Source organism: Streptomyces sp. NPDC001668 (assembly GCF_042893155.1).
Classification (GTDB): domain Bacteria; phylum Actinomycetota; class Actinomycetes; order Streptomycetales; family Streptomycetaceae; genus Streptomyces.
Genome location: NZ_JBIAUQ010000007.1, coordinates 105,181 through 131,653, shown reverse-complemented (window position 1 = coordinate 131,653; position 26,473 = coordinate 105,181). Strand labels below are relative to the sequence as shown.

Annotated in this window: 25 protein-coding genes; 8 read left to right on the top strand and 17 right to left on the bottom strand. The window is 71.0% G+C overall.

What is annotated here, in order from left to right:
• Window positions 1-4: 4 nt before the first annotated feature.
• Window positions 5-859 carry an aminoglycoside phosphotransferase family protein gene (locus ACFYZ8_RS22555; protein ID WP_359028804.1) on the bottom strand — a complete coding sequence of 285 codons (855 nt, stop codon included), beginning with the start codon at window positions 857-859 and terminating at the stop codon, window positions 5-7.
• 221 nt (window positions 860-1,080) lie between these two features.
• Here ACFYZ8_RS22555 and ACFYZ8_RS22550 point away from each other — a divergent pair, with 221 nt between their 5' ends.
• From ACFYZ8_RS22550 to mgt, 5 genes are all read left to right on the top strand, one after another.
• Window positions 1,081-2,016: a carbohydrate ABC transporter permease gene (locus ACFYZ8_RS22550; protein WP_388537008.1), complete on the top strand. Its 936-nt coding sequence runs from the start codon at window positions 1,081-1,083 to the stop codon at window positions 2,014-2,016.
• Window positions 2,013-2,846 carry a carbohydrate ABC transporter permease gene (locus tag ACFYZ8_RS22545; protein WP_388537006.1) on the top strand — a complete coding sequence of 278 codons (834 nt, stop codon included), beginning with the start codon at window positions 2,013-2,015 and terminating at the stop codon, window positions 2,844-2,846. The genes ACFYZ8_RS22550 and ACFYZ8_RS22545 overlap by 4 nt, the downstream gene beginning before the upstream one ends.
• Window positions 2,846-4,132 (top strand): ABC transporter substrate-binding protein, encoded by a 1,287-nt coding sequence (locus tag ACFYZ8_RS22540; RefSeq protein WP_388537004.1) that lies wholly within the window; start codon window positions 2,846-2,848, stop codon window positions 4,130-4,132. The genes ACFYZ8_RS22545 and ACFYZ8_RS22540 overlap by 1 nt, the downstream gene beginning before the upstream one ends.
• Window positions 4,133-4,394: 262 nt before the next feature.
• A complete protein-coding gene (gene erm / locus ACFYZ8_RS22535; protein WP_359028800.1) occupies window positions 4,395-5,180 on the top strand; it encodes an ErmE/ErmH/ErmO/ErmR family 23S rRNA (adenine(2058)-N(6))-methyltransferase in 786 nt (261 codons plus the stop codon).
• Window positions 5,181-5,223: 43 nt separating this feature from the next.
• Window positions 5,224-6,426, top strand: coding sequence for a macrolide-inactivating glycosyltransferase (gene mgt / locus ACFYZ8_RS22530; RefSeq protein WP_388537002.1), 1,203 nt, complete (start codon window positions 5,224-5,226; stop codon window positions 6,424-6,426).
• An 89-nt stretch (window positions 6,427-6,515) separates the two neighbouring features.
• Here the strand turns inward: mgt and ACFYZ8_RS22525 are convergent, their stop codons facing one another.
• Window positions 6,516-8,780: an MMPL family transporter gene (locus tag ACFYZ8_RS22525; protein WP_388537000.1), complete on the bottom strand. Its 2,265-nt coding sequence runs from the start codon at window positions 8,778-8,780 to the stop codon at window positions 6,516-6,518.
• 236 nt (window positions 8,781-9,016) lie between these two features.
• Here ACFYZ8_RS22525 and ACFYZ8_RS22520 point away from each other — a divergent pair, with 236 nt between their 5' ends.
• From ACFYZ8_RS22520 to ACFYZ8_RS22510, 3 genes are all read left to right on the top strand, one after another.
• A complete protein-coding gene (locus ACFYZ8_RS22520; protein WP_388536998.1) occupies window positions 9,017-9,565 on the top strand; it encodes a DUF1697 domain-containing protein in 549 nt (182 codons plus the stop codon).
• Window positions 9,558-9,920, top strand: a complete 363-nt coding sequence (locus tag ACFYZ8_RS22515; RefSeq protein ID WP_388536997.1) for a DUF4440 domain-containing protein — start codon at window positions 9,558-9,560, stop codon at window positions 9,918-9,920. The genes ACFYZ8_RS22520 and ACFYZ8_RS22515 overlap by 8 nt, the downstream gene beginning before the upstream one ends.
• Before the next feature lie 146 nt (window positions 9,921-10,066).
• Window positions 10,067-11,086, top strand: a complete 1,020-nt coding sequence (locus tag ACFYZ8_RS22510) for a ketopantoate reductase family protein (protein WP_388536995.1) — start codon at window positions 10,067-10,069, stop codon at window positions 11,084-11,086.
• Window positions 11,087-11,093: 7 nt separating this feature from the next.
• Here ACFYZ8_RS22510 and ACFYZ8_RS22505 read toward each other — a convergent pair whose 3' ends face one another.
• The 15 genes from ACFYZ8_RS22505 to ACFYZ8_RS22435 all read right to left on the bottom strand — a co-directional run bounded on the left by ACFYZ8_RS22505 (window position 11,094) and on the right by ACFYZ8_RS22435 (window position 25,801).
• Window positions 11,094-11,828, bottom strand: coding sequence for a sirohydrochlorin chelatase (locus ACFYZ8_RS22505; RefSeq protein ID WP_359028794.1), 735 nt, complete (start codon window positions 11,826-11,828; stop codon window positions 11,094-11,096).
• Window positions 11,829-11,833: 5 nt separating this feature from the next.
• A complete protein-coding gene (locus tag ACFYZ8_RS22500) occupies window positions 11,834-12,712 on the bottom strand; it encodes an ABC transporter permease subunit (protein ID WP_359028793.1) in 879 nt (292 codons plus the stop codon).
• A complete protein-coding gene (locus tag ACFYZ8_RS22495; protein WP_359028792.1) occupies window positions 12,699-13,478 on the bottom strand; it encodes an ABC transporter ATP-binding protein in 780 nt (259 codons plus the stop codon). Before ACFYZ8_RS22495 ends, ACFYZ8_RS22500 begins: the two co-directional genes overlap by 14 nt.
• Before the next feature lie 34 nt (window positions 13,479-13,512).
• Window positions 13,513-14,625 carry an aliphatic sulfonate ABC transporter substrate-binding protein gene (locus ACFYZ8_RS22490; protein ID WP_359028791.1) on the bottom strand — a complete coding sequence of 371 codons (1,113 nt, stop codon included), beginning with the start codon at window positions 14,623-14,625 and terminating at the stop codon, window positions 13,513-13,515.
• A gap of 222 nt (window positions 14,626-14,847) precedes the next feature.
• On the bottom strand, window positions 14,848-16,185 hold the full coding sequence (locus ACFYZ8_RS22485; protein ID WP_388536993.1) for a sulfate adenylyltransferase subunit 1: 1,338 nt from the start codon (window positions 16,183-16,185) through the stop codon (window positions 14,848-14,850).
• Between the two features lie 2 nt (window positions 16,186-16,187).
• Window positions 16,188-17,126 carry a sulfate adenylyltransferase subunit CysD gene (cysD, locus tag ACFYZ8_RS22480; protein ID WP_359028789.1) on the bottom strand — a complete coding sequence of 313 codons (939 nt, stop codon included), beginning with the start codon at window positions 17,124-17,126 and terminating at the stop codon, window positions 16,188-16,190.
• Window positions 17,123-17,686: an adenylyl-sulfate kinase gene (cysC, locus tag ACFYZ8_RS22475; RefSeq protein WP_356013947.1), complete on the bottom strand. Its 564-nt coding sequence runs from the start codon at window positions 17,684-17,686 to the stop codon at window positions 17,123-17,125. Before cysC ends, cysD begins: the two co-directional genes overlap by 4 nt.
• A complete protein-coding gene (locus ACFYZ8_RS22470; protein ID WP_359028788.1) occupies window positions 17,683-18,393 on the bottom strand; it encodes a phosphoadenylyl-sulfate reductase in 711 nt (236 codons plus the stop codon). The genes cysC and ACFYZ8_RS22470 overlap by 4 nt, the downstream gene beginning before the upstream one ends.
• The gene (locus tag ACFYZ8_RS22465) at window positions 18,390-18,569 is read right to left on the bottom strand and encodes a hypothetical protein (protein ID WP_359028787.1); all 180 of its coding nucleotides are present in this window, start codon (window positions 18,567-18,569) and stop codon (window positions 18,390-18,392) included. The genes ACFYZ8_RS22470 and ACFYZ8_RS22465 overlap by 4 nt, the downstream gene beginning before the upstream one ends.
• A complete protein-coding gene (locus ACFYZ8_RS22460; RefSeq protein ID WP_388536990.1) occupies window positions 18,566-20,263 on the bottom strand; it encodes a nitrite/sulfite reductase in 1,698 nt (565 codons plus the stop codon). Before ACFYZ8_RS22460 ends, ACFYZ8_RS22465 begins: the two co-directional genes overlap by 4 nt.
• Window positions 20,264-20,389: 126 nt before the next feature.
• Complete coding sequence (locus ACFYZ8_RS22455) at window positions 20,390-20,473, bottom strand: putative leader peptide (RefSeq protein ID WP_359028992.1); 84 nt, start codon at window positions 20,471-20,473, stop codon at window positions 20,390-20,392.
• 127 nt (window positions 20,474-20,600) lie between these two features.
• Window positions 20,601-21,173 (bottom strand): GNAT family N-acetyltransferase, encoded by a 573-nt coding sequence (locus ACFYZ8_RS22450; protein WP_359028785.1) that lies wholly within the window; start codon window positions 21,171-21,173, stop codon window positions 20,601-20,603.
• A gap of 17 nt (window positions 21,174-21,190) precedes the next feature.
• A complete protein-coding gene (locus ACFYZ8_RS22445; RefSeq protein ID WP_388536988.1) occupies window positions 21,191-22,486 on the bottom strand; it encodes a hypothetical protein in 1,296 nt (431 codons plus the stop codon).
• A gap of 154 nt (window positions 22,487-22,640) precedes the next feature.
• Window positions 22,641-23,921, bottom strand: coding sequence for a GAF domain-containing protein (locus ACFYZ8_RS22440; protein ID WP_359028783.1), 1,281 nt, complete (start codon window positions 23,919-23,921; stop codon window positions 22,641-22,643).
• Window positions 23,922-24,166: 245 nt separating this feature from the next.
• Window positions 24,167-25,801, bottom strand: a complete 1,635-nt coding sequence (locus tag ACFYZ8_RS22435; RefSeq protein WP_388536986.1) for an acyl-CoA dehydrogenase family protein — start codon at window positions 25,799-25,801, stop codon at window positions 24,167-24,169.
• Window positions 25,802-26,473: the final 672 nt, after the last annotated feature.

The window sequence follows — 26,473 nt, the reverse complement described above, 5'->3', positions numbered from 1 at the left end:
GTGGTCAGAACGGATACCACCGCACCGTCTCGTCGCCGTCCCGCAAAGACGCCACCCTGCGCTCGAACTCCGCCAACGCCTTCGGATTCGACGGCGCGTGCTGCGCGACCCAGGCACAGCTGGCCGTCTCCCGAGCCCCCCGCAGCACCGAACACCCCTCCCACTCCCGTACGTCCCACCCGTACGCGGCGGTGAACGAGTCGTAGGCCTCGGCCGGAAGACCGTAACGGTCGCGGGACAGAGCCATCACCACCAGATCGTGCTCCCGCAGATCCGAGGAGAACGTCTCCAGATCGACGAGAACCGGCCCGTCCGGCCCCACATGGACATTGCGGGGCAGCGCGTCCCCATGAATCGGCCCCGGCTTCAGACGAGGTGTCACCGCGGCCGCAGCCGCCGCGAAACCGTCCCGCCGCTCCCGCAGGTACGCCGCGTCGGCGGAGTCGATCGCGTCCCCCGCAAGCCGCAGCCACCGCTCCACGCCCCCCAGCAGCTCACGCGGCGGCAAAGCAAAGGACGGCACCGGAAGCTCGTGCACGATGCGCAGCAGTTCGGCCAAATCCCGCGCCTCGGCGGGCCGTACGGCCTCGGGAAGCCGGTGCCACAACGTCACCGGGTGCCCCTCCACCAAGCGCGCCTTCGGCTCGGCCGCCCGCACGGCGGGCACCCCGGTCTCCGCCAGCCACACCGCGATGTCCAGTTCACGGCGCGCCCGGTCGAGGAGCTCGGCGTCCCGCCCCACCTTGACGACCAGGTCACCGGCGGCGAACACGGCGTTCTCCCCGAGGGCGAGCAGCTCCGCCGACCCCGTCGGCAGGCCCGCCGCGGCCAGTACGTCCCGCGCCCGTGTCTCGTCCATCCTCCGGCCTCCCGGTCCTGACATGTCCCGCATGCCTGTGCTCCGCCACCGCGCCATCGCGAACGGCGTCGAGTTCGCGCCATCGCCCGGCCAGTCTCGCATTCCCACAGGTGGGCCCCGTGTGCGCGCTGCCTTGACGGCGCATACCCCCTTCACGACCATGACGGAGGCCCAGGCCAGGAGGGCCGGATCGTCCCGAGCCGTGCGAAGGAGCCGATCACGTGACACTGGTGACCGCGACGAAGCGGCCGGCGCGGGACGCACCGCGCGCCGGGGGAGGCCGCCGTTCGTCCGACCGCGGGACCTGGTTCCTGGTGCTGCCCGCGCTGGTCCCGATCCTGGTGCTGAGCGTGGGGCCCCTGCTGTACGGGATCTCGCTGGCCTTCACCGACGCCCAGTCCGGCCGGACCCGGGCCACCCAGTGGATCGGCGGTCTGAACTTCCGGGACCTGCTGCACGACACGCTGTTCTGGGAGTCGTTCCGGATCGGTCTGGTGTGGGCGGTCGGAGTGACCGTCCCGCAGTTCCTGCTCGCGCTGGGCCTCGCCCTGCTGCTGAACCAGGACCTGAAACTGCGCTGGCTCGCCCGCGCCCTCGCGATCATCCCGTGGGCCATGCCCGAGGTCGTCGTCGGTGTCATGTGGCGCCTCGTCTACAACCCCGACGCCGGTGTCCTCAACGAGACCCTCCGCACCCTCGGCCTCGGTGACGGCCGGGACTGGCTCAGTGGCCTGTCCACCGCCCTGCCCGCCGTGATCGTCGTCGGCGTCTGGGCCGGGATGCCCCAGACGACGGTCACCCTGCTCGCCGGCCTCCAGAACACCCCGCGCGAACTCCACGAGGCGGCGGCGATGGACGGCGCGGGCGCCTGGCGCAGATTCCGCACGGTCACCTGGCCCGCCCTCAGACCGGTCGCCCTCGCGATCACCGCGCTCAACTTCGTCTGGAACTTCAACTCCTTCGCGCTGGTGTACGTACTGACCAGCGGCGGACCCGGCGGCCGCACCCGCCTGCCCATGCTCTTCGCCTACGAAGAGGCCTTCCGCTACGGCCAGTTCGGCTACGCGGCCGCCATGGGCTGTGTGATGGTCGCCGTCGTCTCGGTCCTCCTCGCCCTCTTCCTCGTCGGCCGGCTCAAGGGAGGTGACGAGGCATGAGGACCAGCGCCTCCGGCCGCGTCGGCCAGTACGCCGCCCTCCTCGCCTATCTCGTCTTCCTCGCCTTCCCCTTCCTCTGGCTGCTCTCCACCGCCTTCAAGTCCCCCCGAGAGCTGGGCAGTCTGCATCCCACCTGGATCCCCCGGGACCCCACCCTCGACAACTTCCGGCAGGCCTTCGACGAACAGCCCCTGCTGCGCGCAGCCGGGAACTCCCTGCTCGCCGCGCTCACCGCCGCCGTGATCGCCGTACTGATCGCGACCCCGCTCGCCTACGTCATGGCCCGCCGGCGCACCCGGCTCGCGAAGGCGGCCACGGGCTGGGTGGTGGTCAGCCAGGCGTTCCCGCTCGTGCTGGTGATCATCCCGCTGTTCCTGGTGCTGAAGAACCTGCGGCTGGTCAACTCCCTTGCGGGGCTGGTGATGGTGTACGTCGTGTGGGCGCTGCCGTTCGCGCTGTGGATGCTCGTCGGATACGTCCGTGCCGTGCCGACCGAGCTGGAGGAGGCGGCGGCCGTCGACGGGGCCGGGCGCCTGAGGACCCTGGTGTCGGTGACGGCGCCGCTGCTCGCGCCGGGGATCGTGGCGACGGGACTGTTCGCGTTCATCACCGCGTGGAACGAGTTCTTCTTCGCGCTGGTGCTGCTGAAGACCGCGGACAAACAGACCCTGCCGGTCGTCCTCACCCACTTCATCGGCGCGGAGGGCGTCGCCGACCTCGGCCCGCTCGCGGCGGCCGCCTTCCTCGCCACCCTGCCCTCGCTGGTCATCTTCGCGATCATCCAACGCCGTATCACGGGAGGCATGTTGACCGGGGCGGTGAAGAGCTGATGCGCGCGCGGTGGTTCGTGGGGGTCCTCGTCCTGCTGCTGGCGGGCTGCACCGGTACGAGCACGTCCGAGGACGGGGACGGGGACGGCCGCATCACGCTCCGCTTCCAGTCCCTCGCCTGGCAGGAGGAGTCCGTCCAGGTCAACAAGGAACTCGTGAAGGAGTGGAACGCCACCCACCCCGACGTCGAGGTCGAGTACGTGCAGGGGAGTTGGGACAGTGTCCACGACCAGCTGCTCACCTCCTTCGAGGGCGGCGAGGCGCCCGACATCATCCACGACGCCTCCGACGACCTCGCGGACTTCGCCTACGGCGGCTACCTCGCGGACCTCAGGGACCTGCTGCCCACGAGGCTCACATCGGACATCCCGCAGCGGAGTTGGGACACCGCCACCTTCGGCGACGGCGTGTACGGCGTGCCGTTCCTCCAGGAACCCCGCGTCCTCGTCGCCAACGCCAAGTGGCTGAAGGAGTCCGGCGTACGCGTCCCCACTCCTGAACACCCGTGGAGCTGGCCGGAGTTCCGGCGGATCACCGAAGAGCTCAGTGGTGACGGCAGGTACGGCGTGGCCTGGCCGCTCAAGGAACCCGTCTCCGCGACTCTCAACCTGTCGCTGTCGGCGGGCGGACAGCTCTTCCACCGGGGCGCCGACGGAAAGGTCACCCTCCGCTTCGGGAAGGCCGACGAGACCGTGCCGCGCACCATCCACGACCAGGCGAACACCGACCACAGCGCCTCCCCGACCACCCTCGGCAGCGGCGGCTCCGACACGCTGCCCGGCTTCTTCGGCGGCAGGTACGCGATGGTCCCGCTCGGGTTCTCCTACCGTCAGCAGATCGCCCAGCAGGCGCCGAAGGGCTTCACCTGGCAGGTGCTGCCCGCCCCGGCCGGCGCCGACGGGCTCACCCAGGGCGTCAGCCCGCAGACCCTGTCCGTCGCCGAGGACAGCCCGCACAAGAAGCAGGCCGCCGAGTTCGTCGACTTCCTGCTCCAGCCGAAGAACATGGTCAGGCTGGCGCTGGGGGACTGGATGCTGCCCACCGGGACCGAGGCCCTGAAGGACCCCGCCCTGCGCACCGCGAAGGACGGCTGGGCGACGGGAACCGCCCTCGCCCCGTACCTGCGCCCGGCGCCCGCGCAGTCCGTCCGCGGCTACCCGGAGTGGAAGGACAAGGTCGCCACCCCCGCCTTCCAGGAGTACTACAGCGGCGCGATCGGCCTCGGTGAGCTGCGCGAAAGGCTGGAGGACGACGGCAACCGGGTGCTCGCCCGCTACCAGCGGTGAAAAACCCGTTGTCGATGCCGGCCGGACCGCCCTAGCGTTCCGTCCGTGGCAGCGAACAACGCGATCCGTTTCTCCGGTCTCGGCCGGGGCCTCACGCACTCCGTACGGATGCGGCGTGGCCCCGGAGCCCTGACCGGCCCGGGGAGCCGCTTCCGCCGCTGATCACACGCGGCCGGGTTCGTCCCGCTCTCCACTCTCCTGTCTTCCGGTCAGGGCCTTCGTCTGCCCTTTTCCCGCTTCCGGAAGACAAGGACCGCAGGCCATGGCCCGCCCCTCGCGCGTCTCGCGCACCCTCTCCCAGAACTTCCTCACCGACCGTGTGGCCGCAGCGCGCTTCGCCAGGCTGGCGGTACCCGATCCCGGCACGGCCCCCTTGCTGCTCGAAGTCGGGGCCGGCAAAGGTGCGTTGACGGAACTCCTCGCCCCTCGTTGCCGGCGTCTGCTCGCCCATGAGATCGACGAGCGGCTCGTTCCGCTGCTGGACGCCCGTTTCTCCTCGGCGCCCCAAGTCCAGGTGGTGGCAGGGGACTTCCTTGCCGCGAGTCCGCCCCGTACAGCCTTCTCGGTCGCCGGGAACGTGCCCTTCTCGCGGACGGCCGGGATCGTCGACTGGTGTCTGAGGGCTCCGGCACTCACCGACGCGACGCTCCTGACGCAGCTGGAGTACGCCCGTAAGCGCACGGGGGACTACGGGAGTTGGACCCTGCTGACCATGCTGAGCTGGCCCCGGTACGAGTGGCGGTTGGTGGGACGGGTCGGCCGGTCGAGCTTTCGGCCCGTGCCGCGAGTGGATGCCGGGATCCTCCGGATCGAGCGTCGCCGCGTACCGCTCCTCACGTCCGGCGAACAGCACGGCTGGCGGCATCTGGTCGAACTCGGGTTCTCGGGCGTCGGGGGCTCGCTGCACGCCTCCCTGCGCCGGGCCCGCCCCCGGCGCCGGGTCGACGCGGCTTTCCGTCACGCCGGTCTCGACCGGACCGTACTCGTAGGGGCCGTGCCGCCCGAGCGATGGTTGCGGCTTTACGAGGTGCTCGCACCGCGCCCCTGAAACAGGTTGCACGAGACGTATCGTCTCGTCTAGCGTCCTCCCCATGACCCCTCCCTCCCACATCGCCATGTTCTCCATCGCCGCCCACGGCCATGTGAACCCCAGCCTGGAGGTGATCCGCGAGCTCGTGGCGCGGGGCCATCGGGTCACGTACGCCGTCCCGCCGCTGTTCGCCGGGAAGGTCGCCGAGACCGGGGCCGAGCCGAAGCCGTGGAACTCGACCCTGCCCGGACCCGACGACGACCCGGCGGCCTGGGGCACCGAACTCCTCGACCACGTGGAGCTCTTCCTCGGCGACGCGATCCAGGCGTTGCCGCAGCTGGCCGAGGCCTACGACGGCGACCAGCCGGATCTCGTGCTGCACGACATCACCGCCTACCCGGCCCGCGTCCTCGCCCACCGCTGGGGTGTCCCGGCGATCTCCCTCTCGCCGAACCTCGTCGCCTGGGAGGGCTACGAGGAGGAGGTCGCCGAGCCCATGTGGGCCGGGCCGAAGAGCACCGAGCGCGGGCGGGCCTACTACGCCCGCTTCGAGGCATGGCTCACCGAGAGTGGCATCGACCTGCACCCCGACACCTTCGTCGGCCGCCCCGTCCGCTCCCTGGTACTGATCCCGAAGGCGTTGCAGCCCAACGCCGACCGGGTCGACGAGAGTGTGTACACCTTCGTCGGCGCCTGCCAGGGAGACCGCCGTGCCCAGGGGGAGTGGCACAGGCCGGACGCGGCGGAGAGGGTGGCCCTCGTCTCCCTCGGCTCCTCCTTCACCAGGCGGCCCGACTTCTACAAGGAATGCGTCAAGGCCTTCGGTGACCTCCCCGGCTGGCACCTCGTGCTCCAGATCGGCAAGCACGTGGACCCGGCCGAGCTGGGCGCCGTTCCGGAGAACGTCGAAGTGCGGTCGTGGGTACCGCAGTTGGCGATTCTGAGGCAGGCCGACCTGTTCGTCACGCACGCCGGCGCGGGCGGCAGCCAGGAGGGCCTTGCGACCGCCACGCCGATGATCGCCGTACCGCAGGCCGTGGACCAGTTCGGCAACGCCGACATGCTCCAAGGGCTCGGGGTCGCCCGCCGGATCGACACCGAGGAGGCGACCGCCGAGGCGCTGCGCGAGGCCGCCCTCGCGCTCGTCGACGACCCCGAGGTCGCCCGGAGACTGAAGGAGATCCAGGCGGAGATGGCTCAGGAGGGCGGTACCCGCAGGGCGGCCGACCTCATCGAGGCGGAACTGGCCGCGCGCCGGGCATGAGTGAGGGCCCGTTGGCACCCCGGTGACCAACGGGCCCTCAGTACAAGGGGGTTGAGCCTTCGCGGCGGAGGGTTTCCGCAGCGGAAGGCTCAGACCCTCAGCGGCTCACCCTCGTCGTCCCGCGCCGCGGGCGCCGCCACGGCGTCCGCGGCCTCGTCGTGGGTGAGGTCGGGCAGCCGGTTCAGCCACTTCGGCAGGTACCAGTTGCGCTCGCCGAGCAGGGCCATGACCGCGGGGAGCAGCACGCCCCGGATGATCGTCGCGTCGATGAGCACCGCGGCCGCCAGGCCCACACCCATCTGCTTCATGGACTGCATGGACAGCGTCCCGAAGATCGCGAACACGGCGACCATGATGACGGCGGCGCTGGTGACGACCCCGGCCGTGGTGACCACACCGTGCTGGATCGCGTCCCTCGTGGTGCGGCCGCGCAGACGTGCCTCGCGGATCCGCGAGACCACGAACACGTGGTAGTCCATCGACAGCCCGAACAGGATCACGAAGAGGAACAGCGGCAGCCAGGTGATGATGGCCCCGACGCCCTCCGCACCGACCAGCGAGGCGCCCCAGCCGTGCTGGAAGACCGCGACGAGGATGCCGTAGGCGGCACCCACCGACAGCAGGTTGAGCACGATCGAGGTGATCGCGACGGTCAGCGAGCGGAACGACAGCAGCATCAGCACGAAGGCGAAGACCACGACGAACGCGAAGACCGGGACGACCGCTCCGGTCAGCTGGTCGTTGAAGTCCTCGGAACCGGCGACCTGTCCGGTGATCGGCGCCTCGACACCGTCGACCTTGCCGAGTGTGGCCGGACGTACCTCGTCGCGCAGCGTGTCCAGGCTCTGACCGGCCTTGTCGAAGTCGGAGCCGCCCACCAGCGGGACGTACACGAAGGCGAGGTTCTGCGCGTCGTGCAGCTTGATCTCGACCGGGCCGCGCGAGGCGCCCGAGGAGATCGCCTTCGCCTTGAAGGCGGCCAGCGCGCCGGTGACCTCGGGGGCGTTGATGTCGTCCGCCTTGACGACCACCTCGGCCGGCTCGGAGCCGCCCGGGAAGGCGTCGTTGACCCGGTTGTACGTCCCGACGATCGGCAGCGAGTTGCCGAACTCCTGGTCCAGGGTGAGGTTCTGGGTCTTCATGCCGAGCGCGGGCGCCGCGACGGCGAGCAGCGCACCGGCCGCGACCACGACCGAGACGACCGGCTTGGCGAGGACGCCCTTCAGCACGGCGGTCCAGAACCGGCTCTCCCGGTTGCCGGCCCGCTTGCGGCGCAGCTTGCTCTCCGGGTGCAGGAAGGGGATCTTGCCCTTCTCGACCCGCTCGCCCAGCAGGGAGAGCAGCGCGGGCAGCACGGTCACGGAACCGACCATGGCGACGGCCACGACCATCAGCGAGGCCAGGCCCATCGCCTCGAACTCGGCGAGCCCGGTGAACAGCATGCCCGCCATCGCCACGCACACCGTGACACCCGAGACGATGATCGCGCGGCCACTGGTGGCGGCGGCGATCCGCAGGGCGGTCTGCGCGTCACGTCCGGCCTGCCGTTCCTCGCGCTCACGGCGCAGATAGAACAGGCAGTAGTCGACGCCGACGGCCAGACCGACCAGCAGCATCACGGAGTTGGCGGTGTCGCTCATGGGCATCACATGGCTGACGATGCCCATCAGGCCCATGGTCGCCATGATGGCGCTGACGGCCAGCAGCACCGGCAGCAGGGCCGCGACCAGCGCGCCGAAGGCGATGAGCAGGATGCCGAGGGCCACCGGCACCGCGGAGAGCTCGGCCTTCTCGAAGTCGTCGCCGAACGCGTCGTCGAACGTCTTCATCATGCTGGCGCCGCCGATCTCCTCGATCCGCAGCGACCCGTGCTCCTTCTGCACCCCCTCGACGGCCTTCAGCACCGGCTCGACCCGGTCCCCGGCGGTGTCCGCCTCGCCGCGCATGTCGAACTGCACGAGCGCGCTGCGGCCGTCCTTCGAGATCGTCCTCGTGTCGTACGGCGAGGTCACGTCCGTGACCTTGCCGGTGCCCTCGACCGCCTTCATCACCGCGGCGACGGCGGCCCTGAAGTCGGCGTCGGTGGCCTTGCCCCCGGCGTCCTTGGCCTGGATCAGCACCGTCTCACTGGCCGGCTCGTCGATCCCGGCGTCCTCGATGATCTTCGCGGCGGTGTGGGTCTCCCCCTTGAGCTGGTCGCTGTCCTTGACGTCGACCCGGCCCGCCGCCGAGCCGAGTCCCATCGCCAGGACGACGAACAGCACCCAGATGCCGACGGCAGCCCATCGGTGCCGTGCGCTCCAGCCGCCGGCCCGGGCGGCCAGGCCCCGCACCCTTGTGTCTTGGTTCCCCATGACGGGCTTGCCCCCTTGTGAGCGGTGGCAGCCCCCTGCCGCCACCTTTCACTTCGAAGGTATGAGCTGGATAAACCCGTCTCGTCGTGCTGGCCGGTGAAGTGCGGGCGCCGCCGGCTCCTCCCAAGGGACCGCGCGCCCTCCGTACTGGGGAGGACCATGACCCTTACATCTAACGGGCCTTCTGCGGGGCGGTGATCGGGGTTCGGCGGGCCGGGCCGTCCTAGGGTGTGCGCATGACGACCACGTACGCGGCGCTGCTGCGCGGAATCAATGTCGGCGGCAGCAGGAAGGTCCCCATGGCCGACCTGCGCACGCTGATGGAAGACCTCGGACACGACGGGGTACGCAGCTACCTGCAGAGCGGCCAGGCCGTGTTCACCGCCGACCACGGCGACGAGGAGACCCTGGCCGCCGAGCTCACGGAGGCGATCGAGAAACGGTTCGGCTTCCCGGTCGACGTGATCGTCCGCGACCACGCCTATCTGAAGGCCATCGCCGCGGCCTGCCCCTTCCCGGCGGCCGAGCTGGAGGCCAAACAGCTCCACGTCACCTACTTCTCCGCCCCCGTCGACGCGGACCGCTTCGCGGAGATCGACCAGGCCGCCTACCTCCCCGAGGAGTTCCGCCTCGGCGACCGCGCCCTGTACCTGTACGCCCCGAACGGCCTCGGCCGCTCCAAGCTCGCCGAGCACCTCTCCAAGCCGCGCCTGAACAAGGGCGTGATCGCCACCAGCCGCAACTGGAACACGGTCGTCAAGCTCGTGGAGATGACCGGTGAGTGAGCGCGGTCCCGCTGTCGCGGCGGCCATCCAGGGGGAGTTGCGACTCCTCGACCCCGAGGTGCGCGCCTCGCCCGACTCGGTGGGCGCGCTGCTGCACCCCGAGTTCCACGAGTTCGGCGCGTCCGGGCGGCACTGGGACCGCGCGTCGATCATCGCCGCCCTCGCCGGCGCCACGGACCAGGGAGCCGGGCCGATCACCGCGTCCGGCATGAAGGGCGTCGAGCTCGCGCCCGGTCTCGTCCATCTCCTCTTCGACACGGAGCGCAACGGCCGCCGCGCGCACCGCAGTTCGCTGTGGCGGCTCACACCGAGCGGGTGGCTGCTGTACTTCCACCAGGCGACGCCGTTCGCGTAATGACGTGACTGACGTGGCTGACGTGGCTGACCGCGAGGCTGCGGGCGCCGATGCCCGCCGGACGGACGGCCCCACGGACGGCCCCACGGACCGCCCCACGGACGGCTCCACGGACAAGGTCGAGACCGCTGTGCGAGGCTCCTCCCATGCGCTACATCATCATCGGGGCAGGGGCGGTCGGCGGAGCCGTCGGCGGGCGGCTCGCGGGTTCGGGACACGAGGTCGTACTGGTCGCGCGGGGCGCGCAGCACGCGGCGCTCAAGGACGGCGGGCTGCGGCTGAGGGTGCCGGACGGGGAGTTCACGTACCGGCTCCCGGTCGTGGACGGGCCCGCCGGACTCGGCGTGCTGCGCGCCGACGACGTGCTCGTCCTCGCCGTGAAGACCCAGGACACCGAAGGCGCCCTCGACACCTGGGGCCCCGCCCCGGTCGAGGGCGGCGGCACCGCGGCCGAGCGGCTGCCGCTGCTGTGCGCTCAGAACGGCGTGGAGGGCCGGCGCATCGCCCTGCGCCGCTTCCGCCGCGTGTACGGCGTCTGCGTCTGGCTGCCCTCCACCTTCGTCGAGCCCGGAGTCGTCTCCGCCGCGGGCAGCCCGCTCACCGGCATCCTGCACCTGGGCGTGTATCCGCACGGCACGGACGAGACGGCCCGGCGGATCGCCGCCGACCTGGAGAAGTCCCGGTTCGAGGCACCGGTCGTGCCGGACCTCGCCCGCTGGCAGTACGCCAAGCTGCTGTCCAACCTCGCCAACGCCGTCGAGGCGGTCGCCGGGCCCGTCGAGAGCGAGGCGGCCCTGGCGCTCGTCGACCGGGTACGGGCCGAGGGCGTGGCCGTCCTCGACGCGGCCGGGATCGCGTACGCGAGCGTCGAGGAACAGCGCGCGCTGCGCGGCGACAAGGTCACCCTGCGGCCCCTGGAGGACGCCCCGCGCGGCGGCGGCTCCTCCTGGCAGTCCCTCACCCGCGGCACCGGCACCATCGAGGCCGACTACCTCAACGGAGAGATCGTTCTCCTCGGCCGTCTGCACGACGTACCGACCCCTCTGAACGACCTTCTCCAGCGGCTCGCCAACACCTACGCCCGCGAACGCCGACAGGCCGGGTCGATGCCGGTGGCAGAGCTGGTACGGCTGGCCGACGAGGCCGTCACCGCCGTAGGGACGTAGCGTCGGCTCACGCGCTGACCGGCAGCAGCACCCGCGCGGACGCGCGGTCGTACCGCCGCAGCAGCACCCGCGCCACCTCCGGCGCGGGTCCCAGCACCTCGGCCAGGACGTCCGCGTCGGCCGCGCCGCGCGCGATCCGGTCGGGCAGGAACCCCGGGGCGAGCACGTACGGTGCCACTGCCACCTTCGCGCAGCCCAGGGACCGCAGCTCCCGCACCGCGTCCTCCGTGCGGGGCAGAGCAGCGGAGGCGAACGCAGGTCGCACGGCGCACCAACCGGTGTGCCGCCACTCCCGCGCGATGTCTGCGATCACTGCGATCGCCTCCGGGTCGGTGGACCCCGCCGAGGCCAGCACGACCCCCGTCGAGGACTTGTCGGCGGGCGTCAACCCCGCCTCGTACAGCCGTCGTTCGAGCGCGGACAGCAGCAACGGCGACGGGCCGAGCACCTCCGCCTGCCGGATCCGCAGCCGCGGCGGCGCGTCCCGCAGCACCGCGGGGATGTCCGCCTTCGCGTGGAACGCCCGCGTCAGCAGGAGCGGCAGCGCTACGACGTCACGGACGCCCTCGGCCGCCAGCGACTCCAACACCCCTTGCACCGAAGGGACGTTGAAGTCCAGGAAGCCCGTCTCCACTCGTACGTCCGGGCGCAGCGAGCGCACCCGGCGGACGAGAGCGTGCACCGTCGCGGCATGCCGTGGATCACGGCTGCCGTGGGCGATGACCAGGAGAACAGGCTTCATGGGGCTCAGCTCTTCACCAGCAGACCGCGGCTGCGCAGCACCCACCGCTCCAGCGGGCTGAAGATCAGCAGGTCGATCGCTATGCCGACGAACAGGATGAGCAGGATGGCGAGGAACACCGTCGCCATGCTGCTGTTGGTGCGGCCCACCTCCAGGAGCTGGCCGAGGCCCATGCCCATGTCCGGCGACTGGGCGATGATCTCGGCGGCCATCAGCGAACGCCAGGAGAACGCCCAGCCCTGCTTGAGGCCTGCCACATAGCCCGGCAGCGCGGCCGGCATCACGATGTGCCAGGTGCCGCGCAGACCCGTCGCGCCCAGGGTGCGGCCCGCGCGCAGGAACAGCGGGGGTACCTGGTCGACACCCGACACCAGACCGTTGGCGATCGAGGGCACGGCGCCGAGCAGGATCACCGTGAACATCACCGAGTTGTTCAGGCCCAGCCAGATCACCGCGGGCGCCACCCAGGCGACCGAGGGCAGCGACTGGAGGCCGGAGAGGATCGGGCCGAACGCCGCGCGCACGAACTTCACGCGCGCCACCACCAGGCCCAGCGGAGTACCGATGGCCAGCGCGAGCAGGAAGCCGAGCAGACCGCGGGACACGCTGCCCCAGATGTAGGAGAACAACGTCCCCTTGAGCCACTGGTCCTCGACCTCGCCCCAGACATCGGCGGGGGAGGGCAGCTTCGACGGGTTGTCGACGACCGGGTAGAGGAGTGTCCAGGCCAGCAGCACCACGACGACGGCGATGATGGGGGGAAGGATCTTGTTCTTGAAGGTCTGGCTGAAGGGCGGCCGGCCGGTGGCCGTCGTCTCCAGTGCGTCGAGGCCTGCCTCGACGCTTCCGGCATCCTGGGCCGGCGTCGTCTCAGTGCTGGCCATGGCGGCGGATCTCCCCACGCAGTTCTTCGGTGATCTCACGGGCCAGTTCGGCCACGGGTGCGTCCTCGATGCGGCGCGGCTGCGGGATGTCGACCGTCCACTCGCGGGCGATCCGCCCGGGACGGGACGACAGCAGGATCACCCGCTGCGCGAGCCGTACGGCCTCGCGCACGTTGTGTGTGACGAAGAGGACGGACACGCCGGTCTCCGTCCAGATCCGCGTCAGCTCGTCGTGCAGCACGTCCCGCGTGATGGCGTCGAGGGCCGAGAACGGCTCGTCCATGAGCAGCAGGTTGCTCTCCTGGGCGAGCGCCCGGGCCAGGGCCGCACGCTGTCGCATACCGCCGGACAGCTCGTGGACGCGCTTGCCGTACGCGCCCTTCAGACGGACGAGTTCGAGGAGCTCCTCGGTCCGCTCGCGTCGTTCGTTCTTCGGAACTCCCCTGAGCTTGAGGGCGAGTTCGATGTTCTTGCCCGCGGTCAGCCACGGGAAGAGGGCGTGCTCCTGGAACATCAGGGCCGGGCGGCCGTCCGTCGCGATGGATCCGACGGACGGCTCGTCCAGGCCCGCCACCAGGTTCAGCAGGGTGGACTTGCCGCAGCCCGAGGCCCCCAGGAGGGTGACGAACTCGCCGGGTGCGACATCGATGCTGATGTCGTCCAGGACGAGCTGCTGCCCGCCCGGTCCTGCGAAGGACTTCGAGACATGCTCAAGGCGAGCGGCGTACTCCACCGACTCCTCGGCCTTGGCGAAGGTCGTTGCCATGGTCGTCACCTCCTGGGAACTCGTCGGGCGGGGATCAGCTGGCGCCGAGACCGGCGTCGTCGACGGTGCTCTCGCCCTCGGCCTTGAGGACCTTGTTGAGGATCGTGAGGTCGTAGATGCCCTTCAGGTCGGGCTTCTCCAGCAGCCCGGCCTTGACGGCGTGCTCCGCCTCGGTGTTGAGGGTGGCGGCCAGCGGGTCGTCGGTGAACTGGATCGACTTCCAGGCCGGGTCCAGCACCTTCGCCTTGAGCGCCTTGCCGGAGTCCGCCTCCAGCTGCTTGTTCGCCGCGGCCTTCGCCTCGTCGGGGTTGGCGTTGATCCACTTATTGGCCTCGACCGAGGCCTTCAGCACCGCCTCGACGGCCTTCGGGTGCTCCTTGAGGAAGGCCTGCCGCACGATGATGTTCGTGATGACGAACTTCTTGTCCGGCCACAGCGACGCCTCGTCGAGCAGCACCTTGCCGCCCTCCGCGACCAGCTTGGACGCGGTCGGCTCCGGCACCCAGGCGCCGTCGATGGCACCCGACGCGTAGGCGTCCGGGGTGATCTTGTTGTCGGTGCGGACCACCGACACATCGCCCTTGCCGGTGTCCGCGTCGACCTTCCAGCCCTGGTCGGCGATCCAGTTGAGGAACGCCACGTCCTGGGTGTTGCCGAGCTGCGGGGTGGCGATCTTCTTGCCCTTGACGTCCTTCAGGGACTTGATCTTCTTCGGGTTGACGACCAGCTTCACGCCACCGGACGCGGAACCGCCGATGATCCGCAGGTTGGTGCCCTTGGCCTTGGTGTAGCCGTTGATCGCCGGGGACGGGCCGATCCAGCCGATGTCGATCGAGCCCGAGTTGAGGGCCTCGATCTCCGACGGGCCGGCGTTGAAGATCTGGTACGCGGCCTTGGTGGCCCCCAGCTCCTTCTGGAACAGTCCCTGCTGACGGGCGACGAGCGCGGTCCCGTGGGTCAGGTTGCCGAAGTAGCCGATCTTGACGGAGCCCAGACCGTCGATCTTCGACGAACCGGCGGCGACCTTCTCCTTGGCGTTGTCCGCCGTGGAGTCGGACCCGTAACTGCAGGCGGCGAGCGTCAGAAGGGGAAGTGCGGCCGCCACGGCGATGCCGCGGCGAAGGAGCGTTGAGCGGTTGACAGGCACGGGAGGTGTTCCTCTCGGAGGCCCGGCGGTCACGGTCTCTCAGGTCGTGGCCGGGAGGTCGGCAGGTCTGCGTCTACGGCTGTGGGGGGACGGGGCGCGCAAGCGGTGCGCGTACGTCAACGCACACATCGCGCCACTCCGCCCTGCCCGCTGCCGAGCGCGCCGCTGCCTACGCGGCCGCCCTCCTTCGCGAACGTGGAGTAGTAGTCGGTGGAGTTCATGTCAGAAGTCCCACCCGTCGTCCTCGGTCTCGTCCTTGACGGGCTCCGGGGACGCGAACGACTCGCCGACCATGCCCGCGGTGAGCGTGGTGCCGTCGTTCGGGTCGATGAGGATGAACGAACCGGTGCGCCGCGAGTCCGAGTAGGAGTCGACCGGCAGCGGCTCGGCGGTACGGATCTTCACGCGGCCGATGTCGTTGGCGACGAGCTGCCCCGGATGCGGGTGCAGGGACAGGTCGTCGAGCGTGAGCCGGGACGGGATGTCCTTGACGATCGCCTTGACCGTGCGGGTGCCGTGCTTGAGCAGCACCCGGTGGCCGACGGTCAGCGGGGCGTCGGCGACGTGGCAGACGGTCGCCTCGATGTCCTGGGTGGTCGGCGGGGCGTCCTTGCTGGGCACCAGCAGGTCGCCGCGCGAGATGTCGATGTCGTCCTCCAGGAGGATCGTCACCGACTGGGTCGTCCAGGCGACGTCGACCGGCTCACCGAGCAGGTCGATGCCGGCGATCTTCGTGGAGCGGCCCGACGGCAGCACGGTGATCTGCTCACCGACGTGGAAGGAGCCGGCGGCGATCTGACCGGCGTAGCCCCGGTAGTCGGGGTGCTCGGCGGTCTGCGGCCGGATCACGTACTGCACGGGAAGGCGCGCGTGGCAGTGGCTCAGGTCGTGGGCGACCGGGACCGTCTCCAGGTGCTCCAGGACGGTGGGGCCGCCGTACCAGTCCATGTTCGCGGACGGCTCCACCACGTTGTCACCGGCCAGCGCCGAGATCGGGATCGCGGTGACCTCCGGGACGCCCAGTTCGAGCGCGTACGCCGTGAACTCCTCGGCGATCGCGGCGAAGACGGACTCCTTGTACTCGACCAGGTCCATCTTGTTGACGGCGAGCACCACGTGCGGCACCCGCAGCAGCGCCGCGAGGGCGGCGTGCCGGCGGGTCTGCTCCACCACCCCGTTGCGGGCGTCGATCAGGATCACCGTCAGCTCGGCCGTGGAGGCACCCGTCACCATGTTGCGGGTGTACTGCACGTGGCCGGGGGTGTCGGCGAGGATGAACCGGCGCCTGGGCGTGGCGAAGTAGCGGTAGGCCACGTCGATGGTGATGCCCTGCTCCCGCTCGGCGCGCAGGCCGTCGGTGAGCAGCGCCAGGTCGGGGGCCTCCTGGCCGCGCGAGGCCGAGGCACGCTCGACGGCCTCCAGCTGGTCGACGAGGACCGACTTGGAGTCGTGCAGCAGCCGCCCGACGAGGGTGGACTTGCCGTCGTCGACGGAGCCGGCGGTCGCGAACCGCAGAAGGGTCGTCTCGGTGAGGCCGAGTTCCGTGGTGGTGGTGCTCATGGCTAGAAGTACCCCTCGCGCTTACGGTCTTCCATCGCGGCCTCGGACATCTTGTCGTCGGCGCGGGTGGCGCCGCGCTCGGTGAGCCGGGAGGCGGCGATCTCCGTGATGACCTTCTCGATGCTGTCGGCGTCGGAGTCGACGGCACCCGTGCAGGACATGTCACCGACGGTCCGGTACCGGACCAGCCGCTTCTCCACGGTCTCGCCGTCCTTGGGGCCGCCCCACTCACCGGCGGTCAGCCACATACCGCTGCGGGAGAAGACCTCACGCTCGTGGGCGAAGTAGATCTCCGGCAGCTCGATGCCCTCGCGGGCGATGTACTGCCACACGTCCAGCTCGGTCCAGTTGGACAGCGGGAAGACCCGGACGTGCTCACCGGGGGCGTGCCGGCCGTTGTACAGGTTCCACAGCTCGGGGCGCTGGCGGCGCGGGTCCCACTGGGAGAACTCGTCGCGCAGCGAGAACACGCGCTCCTTGGCGCGGGCCTTCTCCTCGTCCCGGCGGCCGCCGCCGAAGACCGCGTCGAACTTCTCCGCCTGGATCTTCTCCGTCAGCGGCAGCGTCTGGAGGGGGTTGCGGGTCCCGTCCGGACGCTCCTTGAGCACACCGCGGTCGATGTAGTCCTGTACGGAAGCCACATGGAGGCGCAGACCGTGCTTCTCGACCACACGGTCCCGGTACTCAAGGACCTCGGGGAAGTTGTGTCCGGTGTCCACATGCAGCAGCGAGAAGGGGATCGCCGCGGGGGCGAACGCCTTCAGCGCCAGGTGCAGCATGACGATGGAGTCCTTGCCGCCGGAGAACAGGATCACCGGCCGCTCGAACTCACCCGCCACCTCACGGAAGATGTGCACGGCCTCGGACTCGAGGGCGTCCAGGTGGGACAGGGCGTACGGGGCTTCCGTGCCCTCCTCCACCGCAGTGACGGTCGTCGTCATGCCAGTCCCCTCTCGGTGAGCAGCGCGTGGACCGCGGCCGCGGACTCCTGGACGGTCTGGTTCTGCGACTCGATCCGCAGATCGGGAGTCTCGGGCTCCTCGTAGGGGTCGTCGACCCCGGTCAGCCCGGACAGCTCGCCCGCCGCCTGCTTGGCGTACAGGCCCTTCACATCGCGTACGGAGCACACCTCGACCGGAGTGGCCACGTGGATCTCCAGGTACGCGGCGCCGCTCTCCTGGTGGCGCTTGCGCACCGCCTCGCGGCTGTCGGCGTAGGGCGCGATGACCGGGACCAGCGCCTTCACGCCGTTGCGGGCGAGCAGTTCGGCGAGGAAACCGATGCGCTGCACGTTGGTGTGCCGGTCCTCGCGGCTGAAGCCGAGGCCCGCGGAGATGAACTCCCGGATCTCGTCGCCGTCGAGGACCTCGACGAGGTGGCCCTCCTCGCGCAGCCGGCCGGCCAGCTCGTACGCGATGGTGGTCTTGCCGGCACTCGGCAGACCCGTGAGCCAGACGGTGGCTCCGGTCGTCACGTGCAACTCCTTGGTAGATGTCGTCATCCGTGCAGCCCGCACTCGGTCTTGGCGCGGCCCGCCCAGCGGCCGGCGCGCGCGTCCTCGCCCTCCAGGACACGGCGGGTGCAGGGGGCGCAGCCGACGGACGCGTAGCCGTCCATGAGGAGCGGGTTGGTGAGGACGCCGTGCTCCTGGACGTACGCGTCCACGTCGTCCTGGGTCCAGCGGGCGATCGGGGAGACCTTGACCTTCTGGCGCTTCTCGTCCCAGCCGACGACCGGGGTGTTCGCCCGGGTCGGGGACTCGTCGCGGCGCAGGCCGGTCGCCCAGGCCAGGTAGTCCTTCAGGCCCCGCTCCAGCGGCTCGACCTTGCGCATCTTGCAGCACAGGTCGGGGTCGCGGTCGTGCAGCTTCGGGCCGAACTCGGCGTCCTGCTCGGCGACCGTCCGCGTCGGTGACAGGGTGATGACGTTGACGTCCATCACCGCCTCGACGGCGTCCCGGGTGCCGATGGTCTCCTCGAAGTGGTAGCCGGTGTCGAGGAAGACGACGTCCACGCCCTTGAGGACCCGGGAGGCGAGGTGCGCGACCACCGCGTCCTCCATCGAGGAGGTCACGCAGAAGCTCTTGCCGAAGGTGTCGACGGCCCACTGGAGGATCTCCAGCGCGGAGGCGTCCTCCAGGTCGCGGCCCGCCTGCTCGGCGAGTGCCTTGAGGTCGTCGGTCGTGCGCTCTTCCTGAATCGCGGTCATATCTGTTCTCCCCCTGCGTCGGTGGGCTGAAGGCCCCGGGCGAGCAGCCCGAGGAACTTCAACTGGAATGCGCGGTTGCACGCCGCGCATTCCCACGCGCCGTGAGACTGCTCGCTCGGACGCAGGTCCTCGTCGCCGCAGTAGGGGCAGTAGAAGGGGGCGGCCCGCTCGCTCACGACAGGGCCTCCTCGGAGGCGCGGGAGGCCCAGGCGGCGAACCGCTCGCCCTCCTCGCGCTCGGCCTGGAACCGCTTCAGGACGCGCTCGACGTAGTCGGGCAGCTCCTCGGCGGTGACCTTCAGGCCACGCACCTTGCGGCCGAACCCGGCCTCCAGGCCGAGTGCGCCGCCGAGGTGCACCTGGTAGCCCTCGACCTGCTCGCCCCGGTCGTTGAGCACCAGCTGGCCCTTGAGACCGATGTCCGCCACCTGGATACGGGCGCAGGCGTTCGGGCAGCCGTTGAGGTTGATGGTGAGCGGCTCGTCGAAGTCCGGGATCCGGCGCTCCAGTTCGTCGATCAGCTGGGAGCCGCGCGCCTTGGTCTCGACGATGGCGAGCTTGCAGTACTCGATGCCGGTGCAGGCCATCGTGCCGCGCCGGAAGGGCGAGGGCTTGGCCGTCAGGTCGAGCGCCTCCAGGGCCTCGACGAGCGGCTGGACCTGCGCCTCCTCGACATCGAGGATGATCATCTTCTGCTCGACGGTGGTCCGGACCCGGCCCGAGCCGTGCGCCTCCGCGACCTCGGCGATCTTCGTCAGCGTGGCGCCGTCGACGCGGCCGACGCGCGGCGCGAAACCGACGTAGAACAGGCCGTCCTTCTGGCGGTGCACGCCGACGTGGTCGCGCCAGCGGCCCGAGGGCTCGGCGGGCGCGGGGCCGTCGGTCAGCTTGCGCTTCAGGTAGTCGTCCTCCAGGACCTGGCGGAACTTCTCCGGGCCCCAGTCGGCGACGAGGAACTTCAGACGGGCGCGCGTCCGCAGGCGCCGGTAGCCCCAGTCGCGGAAGATGCCGACCACGCCGGCCCACACCTCGGGCACCTCGGCCAGCGGTACCCAGGCACCGAGCCGCACGCCGAGCTTGGGGTTGGTGGACAGGCCGCCGCCGACCCACAGGTCGAAGCCGGGGCCGTGCTCGGGGTGCTCGACGCCGACGAAGGCGATGTCGTTGATCTCGTGGACCACGTCCAGGAGCGGGGAGCCGGAGATCGCCGTCTTGAACTTGCGCGGCAGGTTGGAGAACTCCTTGCTGCCGATGTACCGCTCGTGGATCTCCTCGATGGCCCAGGAGCCGTCGATGATCTCGTCCTCGGCGATGCCGGCGACCGGCGAGCCGATGATCACACGCGGGGTGTCACCGCAGGCCTCGGTCGTGGACAGCCCGACCGCCTCCAGGCGGTTCCAGATCTCCGGGACGTCCTCAATGCGGATCCAGTGCAACTGGATGTTCTGCCGGTCGGTGACGTCGGCGCTGCCGCGCGCGAACTCCTCCGAGATCTCGCCGATGACCCGCAGCTGCTGGGTGGTGAGGCGTCCGCCGTCGATCCGCACCCGCAGCATGAAGTACTTGTCGTCCAGCTCCTCCGGCTCCAGGATCGCGGTCTTGCCGCCGTCGATCCCGGGCTTGCGCTGGGTGTACAGGCCCCACCAGCGCATCCGGCCGCGCAGGTCGTTGGGGTCGATCGAGTCGAAGCCGCGCTTCGAGTAGATCGTCTCAATGCGTGTCCGCACATTGAGACCGTCGTCGTCCTTCTTGAACTGCTCGTTGCCGTTCAGCGGGGTGTGGTGCCCCGCGGCCCACTGACCCTCACCGCGGTGACGGCTCACCTTGCGGCGGGGCGCTGCGGCGGCAGGGTTCTGCGGGGTGGCGGCCATGGTTGTTACGTCCTTCGGGACAGGCGGGAAGCGGCTCTTACCTGCGCGTACGGGCGCATGGGTGTACCTGCGCGTCATTGCGCGGGGAGGAGAACGAGAGGATGTACCGGGTGACGCTGCGGCTCGTCAGCGCACCGGACAGATGGCGCTGGACATGCGGCCGAGGTCGACGTGGAGCCGACTCACCAAGGCAATTCCAGTTCCAGACATGACGGAAGCGTGTCACGGCGATCTGGACACAGTCCAGCTTTATCCATCATGTGGACACCCTGGTCTCGACAGGTGAGATCAGGGTGTCGTTGGTCACAAAGATCGCGAGACCTCTTGTTCCCGCAGGTCAGGCCGGGTACGCCCCGGGCCAGGGACCGGGTGCGGGCACCTCCGCCTCCTCCTCGACCTTGGTGTCGAAGAGCTGGAAGCCACGGCGCTGGTAGTTGGCCATCGCGTGCTCGCCGTCCTTGGAGCAGGTGTGCAGCCAGACCCGCTTGGTGTCCGTCAGTCCCGGCCAGCGGTCCGCGAGGTCCCAGGCGCGGGCCGTGCCGTACGACAGGAGGTGGCCGCCGATCCGCCGGCCGCGGAAGGCCGGGACCAGGCCGAAGTATGTGATCTCCACGACCCCGTCGTCCTGGGGCTCCAGCTCGACGTATCCGGCGGGCGTGCCCCGGTCGTAGGCCACCCAGGTCTCCACGCCCGGCCGCTCCAGGTGCTCCCGCCATCGCGCGTACGTCCAGGAGAGCCGGTCGGTCCAGCGGATGTCGCCGCCCACCGAGGCGTAGAGGAAGCGGCTGAACTCGGGGGAGGGGACCTCCGCCCGGTGGATGCGGACGTCGCCCTCCGGGGGCTCGGCCGCAAGGAGGTCGGTGGGGGCGGTCTGTTCCAGGGACCAGGTGGTCACGGCGATGTTCGGCATGCCGGTCAGGGAATCATCTATCCCAGAGATCTGTCGATCGAGGCCAGCGGCAGCGCGAACAGCACCCGGCCCGACTGGGACCAGACCTCGCCCGTCTGTTCCCAGTACGACAGGGACTCCGACTCCGTGCTCCAGCAGCTGCGGGTCTCGTCCGAGCCGCAGCGGGTGGCCTTCGCGGGGTTCGAGGTGTTCTGCCGCCACAGCGTGCCGTGGTCGCCGTCCGTCCCGGCCGCCCGGCCCAGGTACCACTGGGAGTCGTACGACAGGACGGGGCCGGTGCCGGAGGCCTTGGTGACGTAGGCCCCGGCCGGGCGCGCGTAGCCGCCGGTGTCGGTGGCCAGCAGGCCGGCGTGGCCGGGGTCGCCGCTGAAGTCGTAGCGCCACAGGCGGGCGCCCGTGTCCTCGTCCCCGGAGACCCACTCGCTCGCCACCAGGCTGTCCGGCGCGGTGCTGCGGTCCAGGGAGAGGTAGTCGGGGCGGGCGGCGCCGACCCCGTCGGCCAGGCGGTAGGAGCCGACGGCGGGCAGCACCCACTGGGCGCCGTGCGCCGACCAGCCGCCGCGGACCCGGCCGACCGCGGCGCTGTCGACGGTGGCTCGCTGGACGCGGTTCATGTCGTACACGTACAGCGCGTCGCCGTCGTCGCCGCTCGCGGTGACCAGCAGCTTGTTCTGGTACCAGACCATCCCGGAGACCTGGGAGACCAGGCCGCGGAAGTCGCGTCCGCCGTCGACCGGGACGGCGAGCAGGACCCAGGAGTAGGTGAGCCGGTTCAGGTCGTTGGCGTCGACGAAGGCGACCCGGGCCAGGCCCCCGTCGGCCGCGGCGGTGCCGGTGCGGCTCCAGGCGGAGAGGATCACGCGGTTGGCGCCCCACAGGCCGTCGTCGTCGGCGTCCCCGGAGGTGGTGACCGCCCCGGCCCGCCAGCCGCGGGTGTCGGCCGCGTCCCAGCAGTACGCGGCGGTGGCCGTCGGCTCCACGGGCAGCGCCCTGCGCTCGCCGGCCGAGCAGTCGATCGCGTCGCGCAGTGGCCGGTCGGCCGAGTCGAGGACGGCGGAGACCCCGGCCGGACGGCCCATCGCGGAGGAGAGCCGGTCCAGGGCGCCCTGCGGAACCTGGGACTCCCTGAGGCGCATCGGGGCGGTGTCGGCCGCGGAGGTGAGCGGCTTCAGTGTCCCGGGATTGGCGGCGACCGTGGCCTGCGAGGCACTGATCATGGTGGCGGCGGCCGTCAGCGCGAGGGCGGTCCCGGCCAGGAAGGCGCGCAGGGCTTGGCCCCGCTTGCGCCTGCGGTGTCTGCCACGTTGCTTCATACCGTCCTCCCGACGCGGGCCAACTGCGCCTGATGATCCGTACGTTGACCGAGGAGCAGGTGGGGTGGCCCGTAGAGGGATGCTACGGCAGTAAGGGACCGCTGGGGACGAAGACGCTGCAATTATGCGGAAGATGCACCGTGAGCGAGGGTTTTCACCCGGTCTCGGTGGAAGCGCGGGCCCCGAGCACGGCCGGGGCCGTCGAGTGCGGCAGCAGGTCGGCCGGGTCGCCCGGCAGCAGCACCTCGACCTCGGCGTCCTCGCAGAAACGATACGGCCGGTGTTCCAGGAACGCCCCGAGATAACGCCGTACCCGGGACATCTCCGCGCGCACGGTCACCGTGCGGCCCGGATCGCCGAACATGTCCTCGGCCAGGCCCGCCGCACTGCGACCCGAGCGGTGCAGGGCCAGCAGATAGAGCAACTCGGCGTGCCGGGGACTCAGTTCGTGACTCCAGGTGCCCGCGCCGCCCGACACCGTCACCGTCCAGCGGCGCGGCTGCGCGAGATCGAGCACGATCCGGGTGACGCCCTGCGGCTCCGGTTCGTCGGCGGCGCGGATCAACCAGCCGCCCGCCAGCGGCTCCAGCGCGCACAGCCCGAGCGCCGGCAGCCATCGGCGGCCCGGCGAGAGCGACTTGGGCAGCGCGATCCGGTGCGGATACGGCATTCCGGTCACCGCCGCCGTCCAGCCGTCCCGGTCCACCACCAGGGCCCGGCCGGCGAGCCGGGACAGCACCGGCGCCGCCACGGCCCGCAGTTGCTCCAGCGAGGTCAGATGCAGCTCGCGCAGCCGGGACTCGGCGAGCTTGGCCACCGCGTCGACCCAGGCGAGCGTCGCCGGGTGCATGGTGTCCAGGGGGCCGCTCACATCGACCACGCCGATCAGCCGGCCGTCGCGCGGGTCCGTGATGGGGGCGCCGGTGCAGGTCCAGGAGGTCTGGGAGCGCACGAAGTGCTCGGAGGCGAAGACCTGCACGGGGCGGCGGACCACCACCGGGGTGCCGATGCCGTTGGTGCCGACCACGTTCTCCCGCCAGTCGGCGCCGAGTTCGAAGCCGGTGCCGTCGGCCTTGCGCAGCACGGGGGAGCTGCCCTCCCGCCACAGCACGCGGCCGTCCTCGTCGGCGACGACCATGATGTGGTGGGCGACGTCCGCGACCGACAGCAGCCCCTCCCGCAGGACCGGCAGGACATGCCGGAGCGGGGTGCTCTCGCGGCGCCGCTGCACCTCCTCGGGAGGCAGCAGCCCCGCCCGGAAGTCGTGGTCCGGGTCGACACCGCCGCGCAGCATGCGGCTCCAGGACTCCCCGATCACCCGGCGCGGGGCGACCGGCGCGCGCCGGCCGGACAGGGTGGCGGAGCGGACGTCGTTCAGCAGCCGGGCTGCGCGTGCCGTGTCCACGGTGGCCAGGTGGGTCACATGCCTCGGCACGGGTCTGTCCTTCCGGTGCGTCTTGACTGACCGTCCAATAGTGCCGTTCGTCTCCGGGTCAGGCACACAGTCCGTTCATAGACGCCAGGAAGTTGCAACCCCCTGCAACCCTGGTGGTGGGCTCCGACTTGTTTGAAACTTGGGCCAACGCCGTCTCGCAGCGGCGTGTTTCGGCCTCTGACGGCCGCAACGGGGGTGGTGCCGTGTCGGCGCAGCACCACCCCCGTTCACGCGTGGAAAACAGGTCAGCCCACCGGACGGGCCCGCTCCACCACCGAGGCCAGGTCCAGGGTCGGGGGCAGGGTGCCGAAGGCCGTTCCCGCGTCACCGCCGAGCCTCCCGGCGCAGAACGCGTCGGCCACCTCCGGGGGCGCGTGGCGGACCAGCAGGGAACCCTGCAGCACGAGCGCGAGCCGCTCCGTCAGGTGGCGGGCCCGGCCCTCGATGCCCTCCAGGTCGGCCAGTTCGGTGAACAGGTCCTTCGTCGCCGCGTCCAGGCGGTGGTCGGCGCCCCGGGTCTCGCCGATCTCCAGGAGGTAGGCGTTCAGGGCCTGTGGCTCGCGCCGCAGGACACGCAGGACGTCCAGGGCCTGCACATTGCCCGCGCCCTCCCAGATGGAGTTCAGCGGTGATTCGCGGACCAGGCGGGGCAGTCCCGACTCCTCGACGTAGCCGTTGCCGCCCAGGCACTCGGCGGCCTCGACCGTCAGGGGTGCGCAGCGCTTGGTGACCCAGTACTTGGCCACCGGCACCGCGATCCTGAGGAACGCACGCTCCTGCTCGTCGTCCTTGTCGTAGGCGGCCGCCAGGCGCAGGGCCAGGGTGGTCGCGGCCTCGGACTCCAGGGCGAGGTCGGCGAGCACGTTGCGCATCAGCGGCTTGTCGACGAGCTTGCCGCCGAAGGCCTCGCGGTGGGTGCAGTGGTGGATCGCCTGGGCGACGGCCTGGCGCATCAGGCCCGCCGAGCCGAGGACACAGTCGAGCCGGGTCGCCGCGACCATCTCGATGATGGTGTGGATCCCGCGCCCCTCGTCGCCGACGCGGCGGGCCCAGGTCCGGTCGAACTCGACCTCGGCGGAGGCGTTGGAGCGGTTGCCGAGCTTGTCCTTGAGGCGCTGGAGGAGAAACGTGTTGCGGGTGCCGTCATCCAGGACCCGGGGGACGAGGAAGCAGGTCAGTCCGCCCGGCGCCTGGGCGAGGACCAGGAAGCCGTCCGACATGGGGGCCGAGCAGAACCACTTGTGTCCGGTCAGCTCGAAGGTCTCCCCGTCGGGCAGGGCCCGCGCGGACGTCGTGTTCGTCCGGACGTCGCTGCCGCCCTGCTTCTCCGTCATCCCCATCCCGAACAGCGCCCCCGCCTTCAGGTGGGCGGGCCGCAGCTCGCGGTCGTAGACCATCGACGTCAGCCGCGGCTCCCACTCGGCGGCCAGGTCCGGGTCGGTGCGCAGCACGGGGACGGCGGCGTGGGTCATCGACAGGGGGCAGCAGTTGCCCGCGTCGACCTGCGTCCACAGCACGAAGGCCGCCGCGCGCCGTACGTGTCCGCCGGGGCGGGCCCAGGCGGCGGTCAGGCCCGCGGAGACGCCCTTGCCGAGCACCCGGTGCCAGGCCGGATGGAACTCGACCTCGTCGATACGGTGGCCGTGGCGGTCGTGGGTGCGCAGCCGGGGCGGGTTCTCGTTGGCCTGGAGGCCCCACTCCTGCACCTGCGCCGAGCCGCAGGCCCGGCCCAGCGCCGCCAGCTCTCCGTGGACCTCGTCGAGCAGGGCCGGGTCGAGGTGCCGTTCGACACCCTCCTTGAGAGCGCGGTCGGCGCCGTAGACGTCGTAGCCGATCAGAGGTGGGGGCTGGTTGGTCACGGTGTGCGTGGTGCCTGCCATGCCTGCGAAAGTACCCCGGGGCGGGGGGACGGTCACCTCATGGACACGGGGGGGGGTGCGGGTCGCCGAGGGCGGGTTGGCGGGGGTGCGGCTCGGTCGTCGGGTGTACGGGGGCCTGGGGCGCCTCGCCGTCACGTTCCCTGGTCGCCGTGTGCGTACCCCCGCGTCCCCACGGCCACGGCACCCGGCCCCGCGAGGTGGGCGGGCGGACGCCTGGGCTCAGGTGAAGTGGGCCACGCGTCCGCCGCCTGGGGGCGGGTGCGGCTCGCGCAAGCCGTGTGGGCGTGGGCCCGTGGCCAGGTCGGATGGGTCGCCAGCCCCGCTTGCGGGACCGGGTCCCGTCCGGGCCGTGCGGGGGCGTGGGCCTGGGCTCAGGTGAAGGGGGCCACGCGTCCGCCGCCTGGGGGCGGGTGCGGCTCGGGCAGGCCGTGTGGGCGTGGGTCCGTGGCCAGGTCGGATGGGTCGCCGCCCCCGCTTGCGGGACCGGGTCCCGCCGGGGCCGTGCGGGGGCGTGGGCCTGGGCTCAGGTGAAGGGGGCCACGCGTCCGCCGCCTGGGGGCGGGTCCGGCTCGCGCAAGCCGTGTGGGCGTGGGTCCGTGGCCAGGTCGGATGGGTCGCCGCCCCCGCTTGCGGGACCGGGTCCCGCCGGGGCCGTGCGGGGGCGTGGGCCTG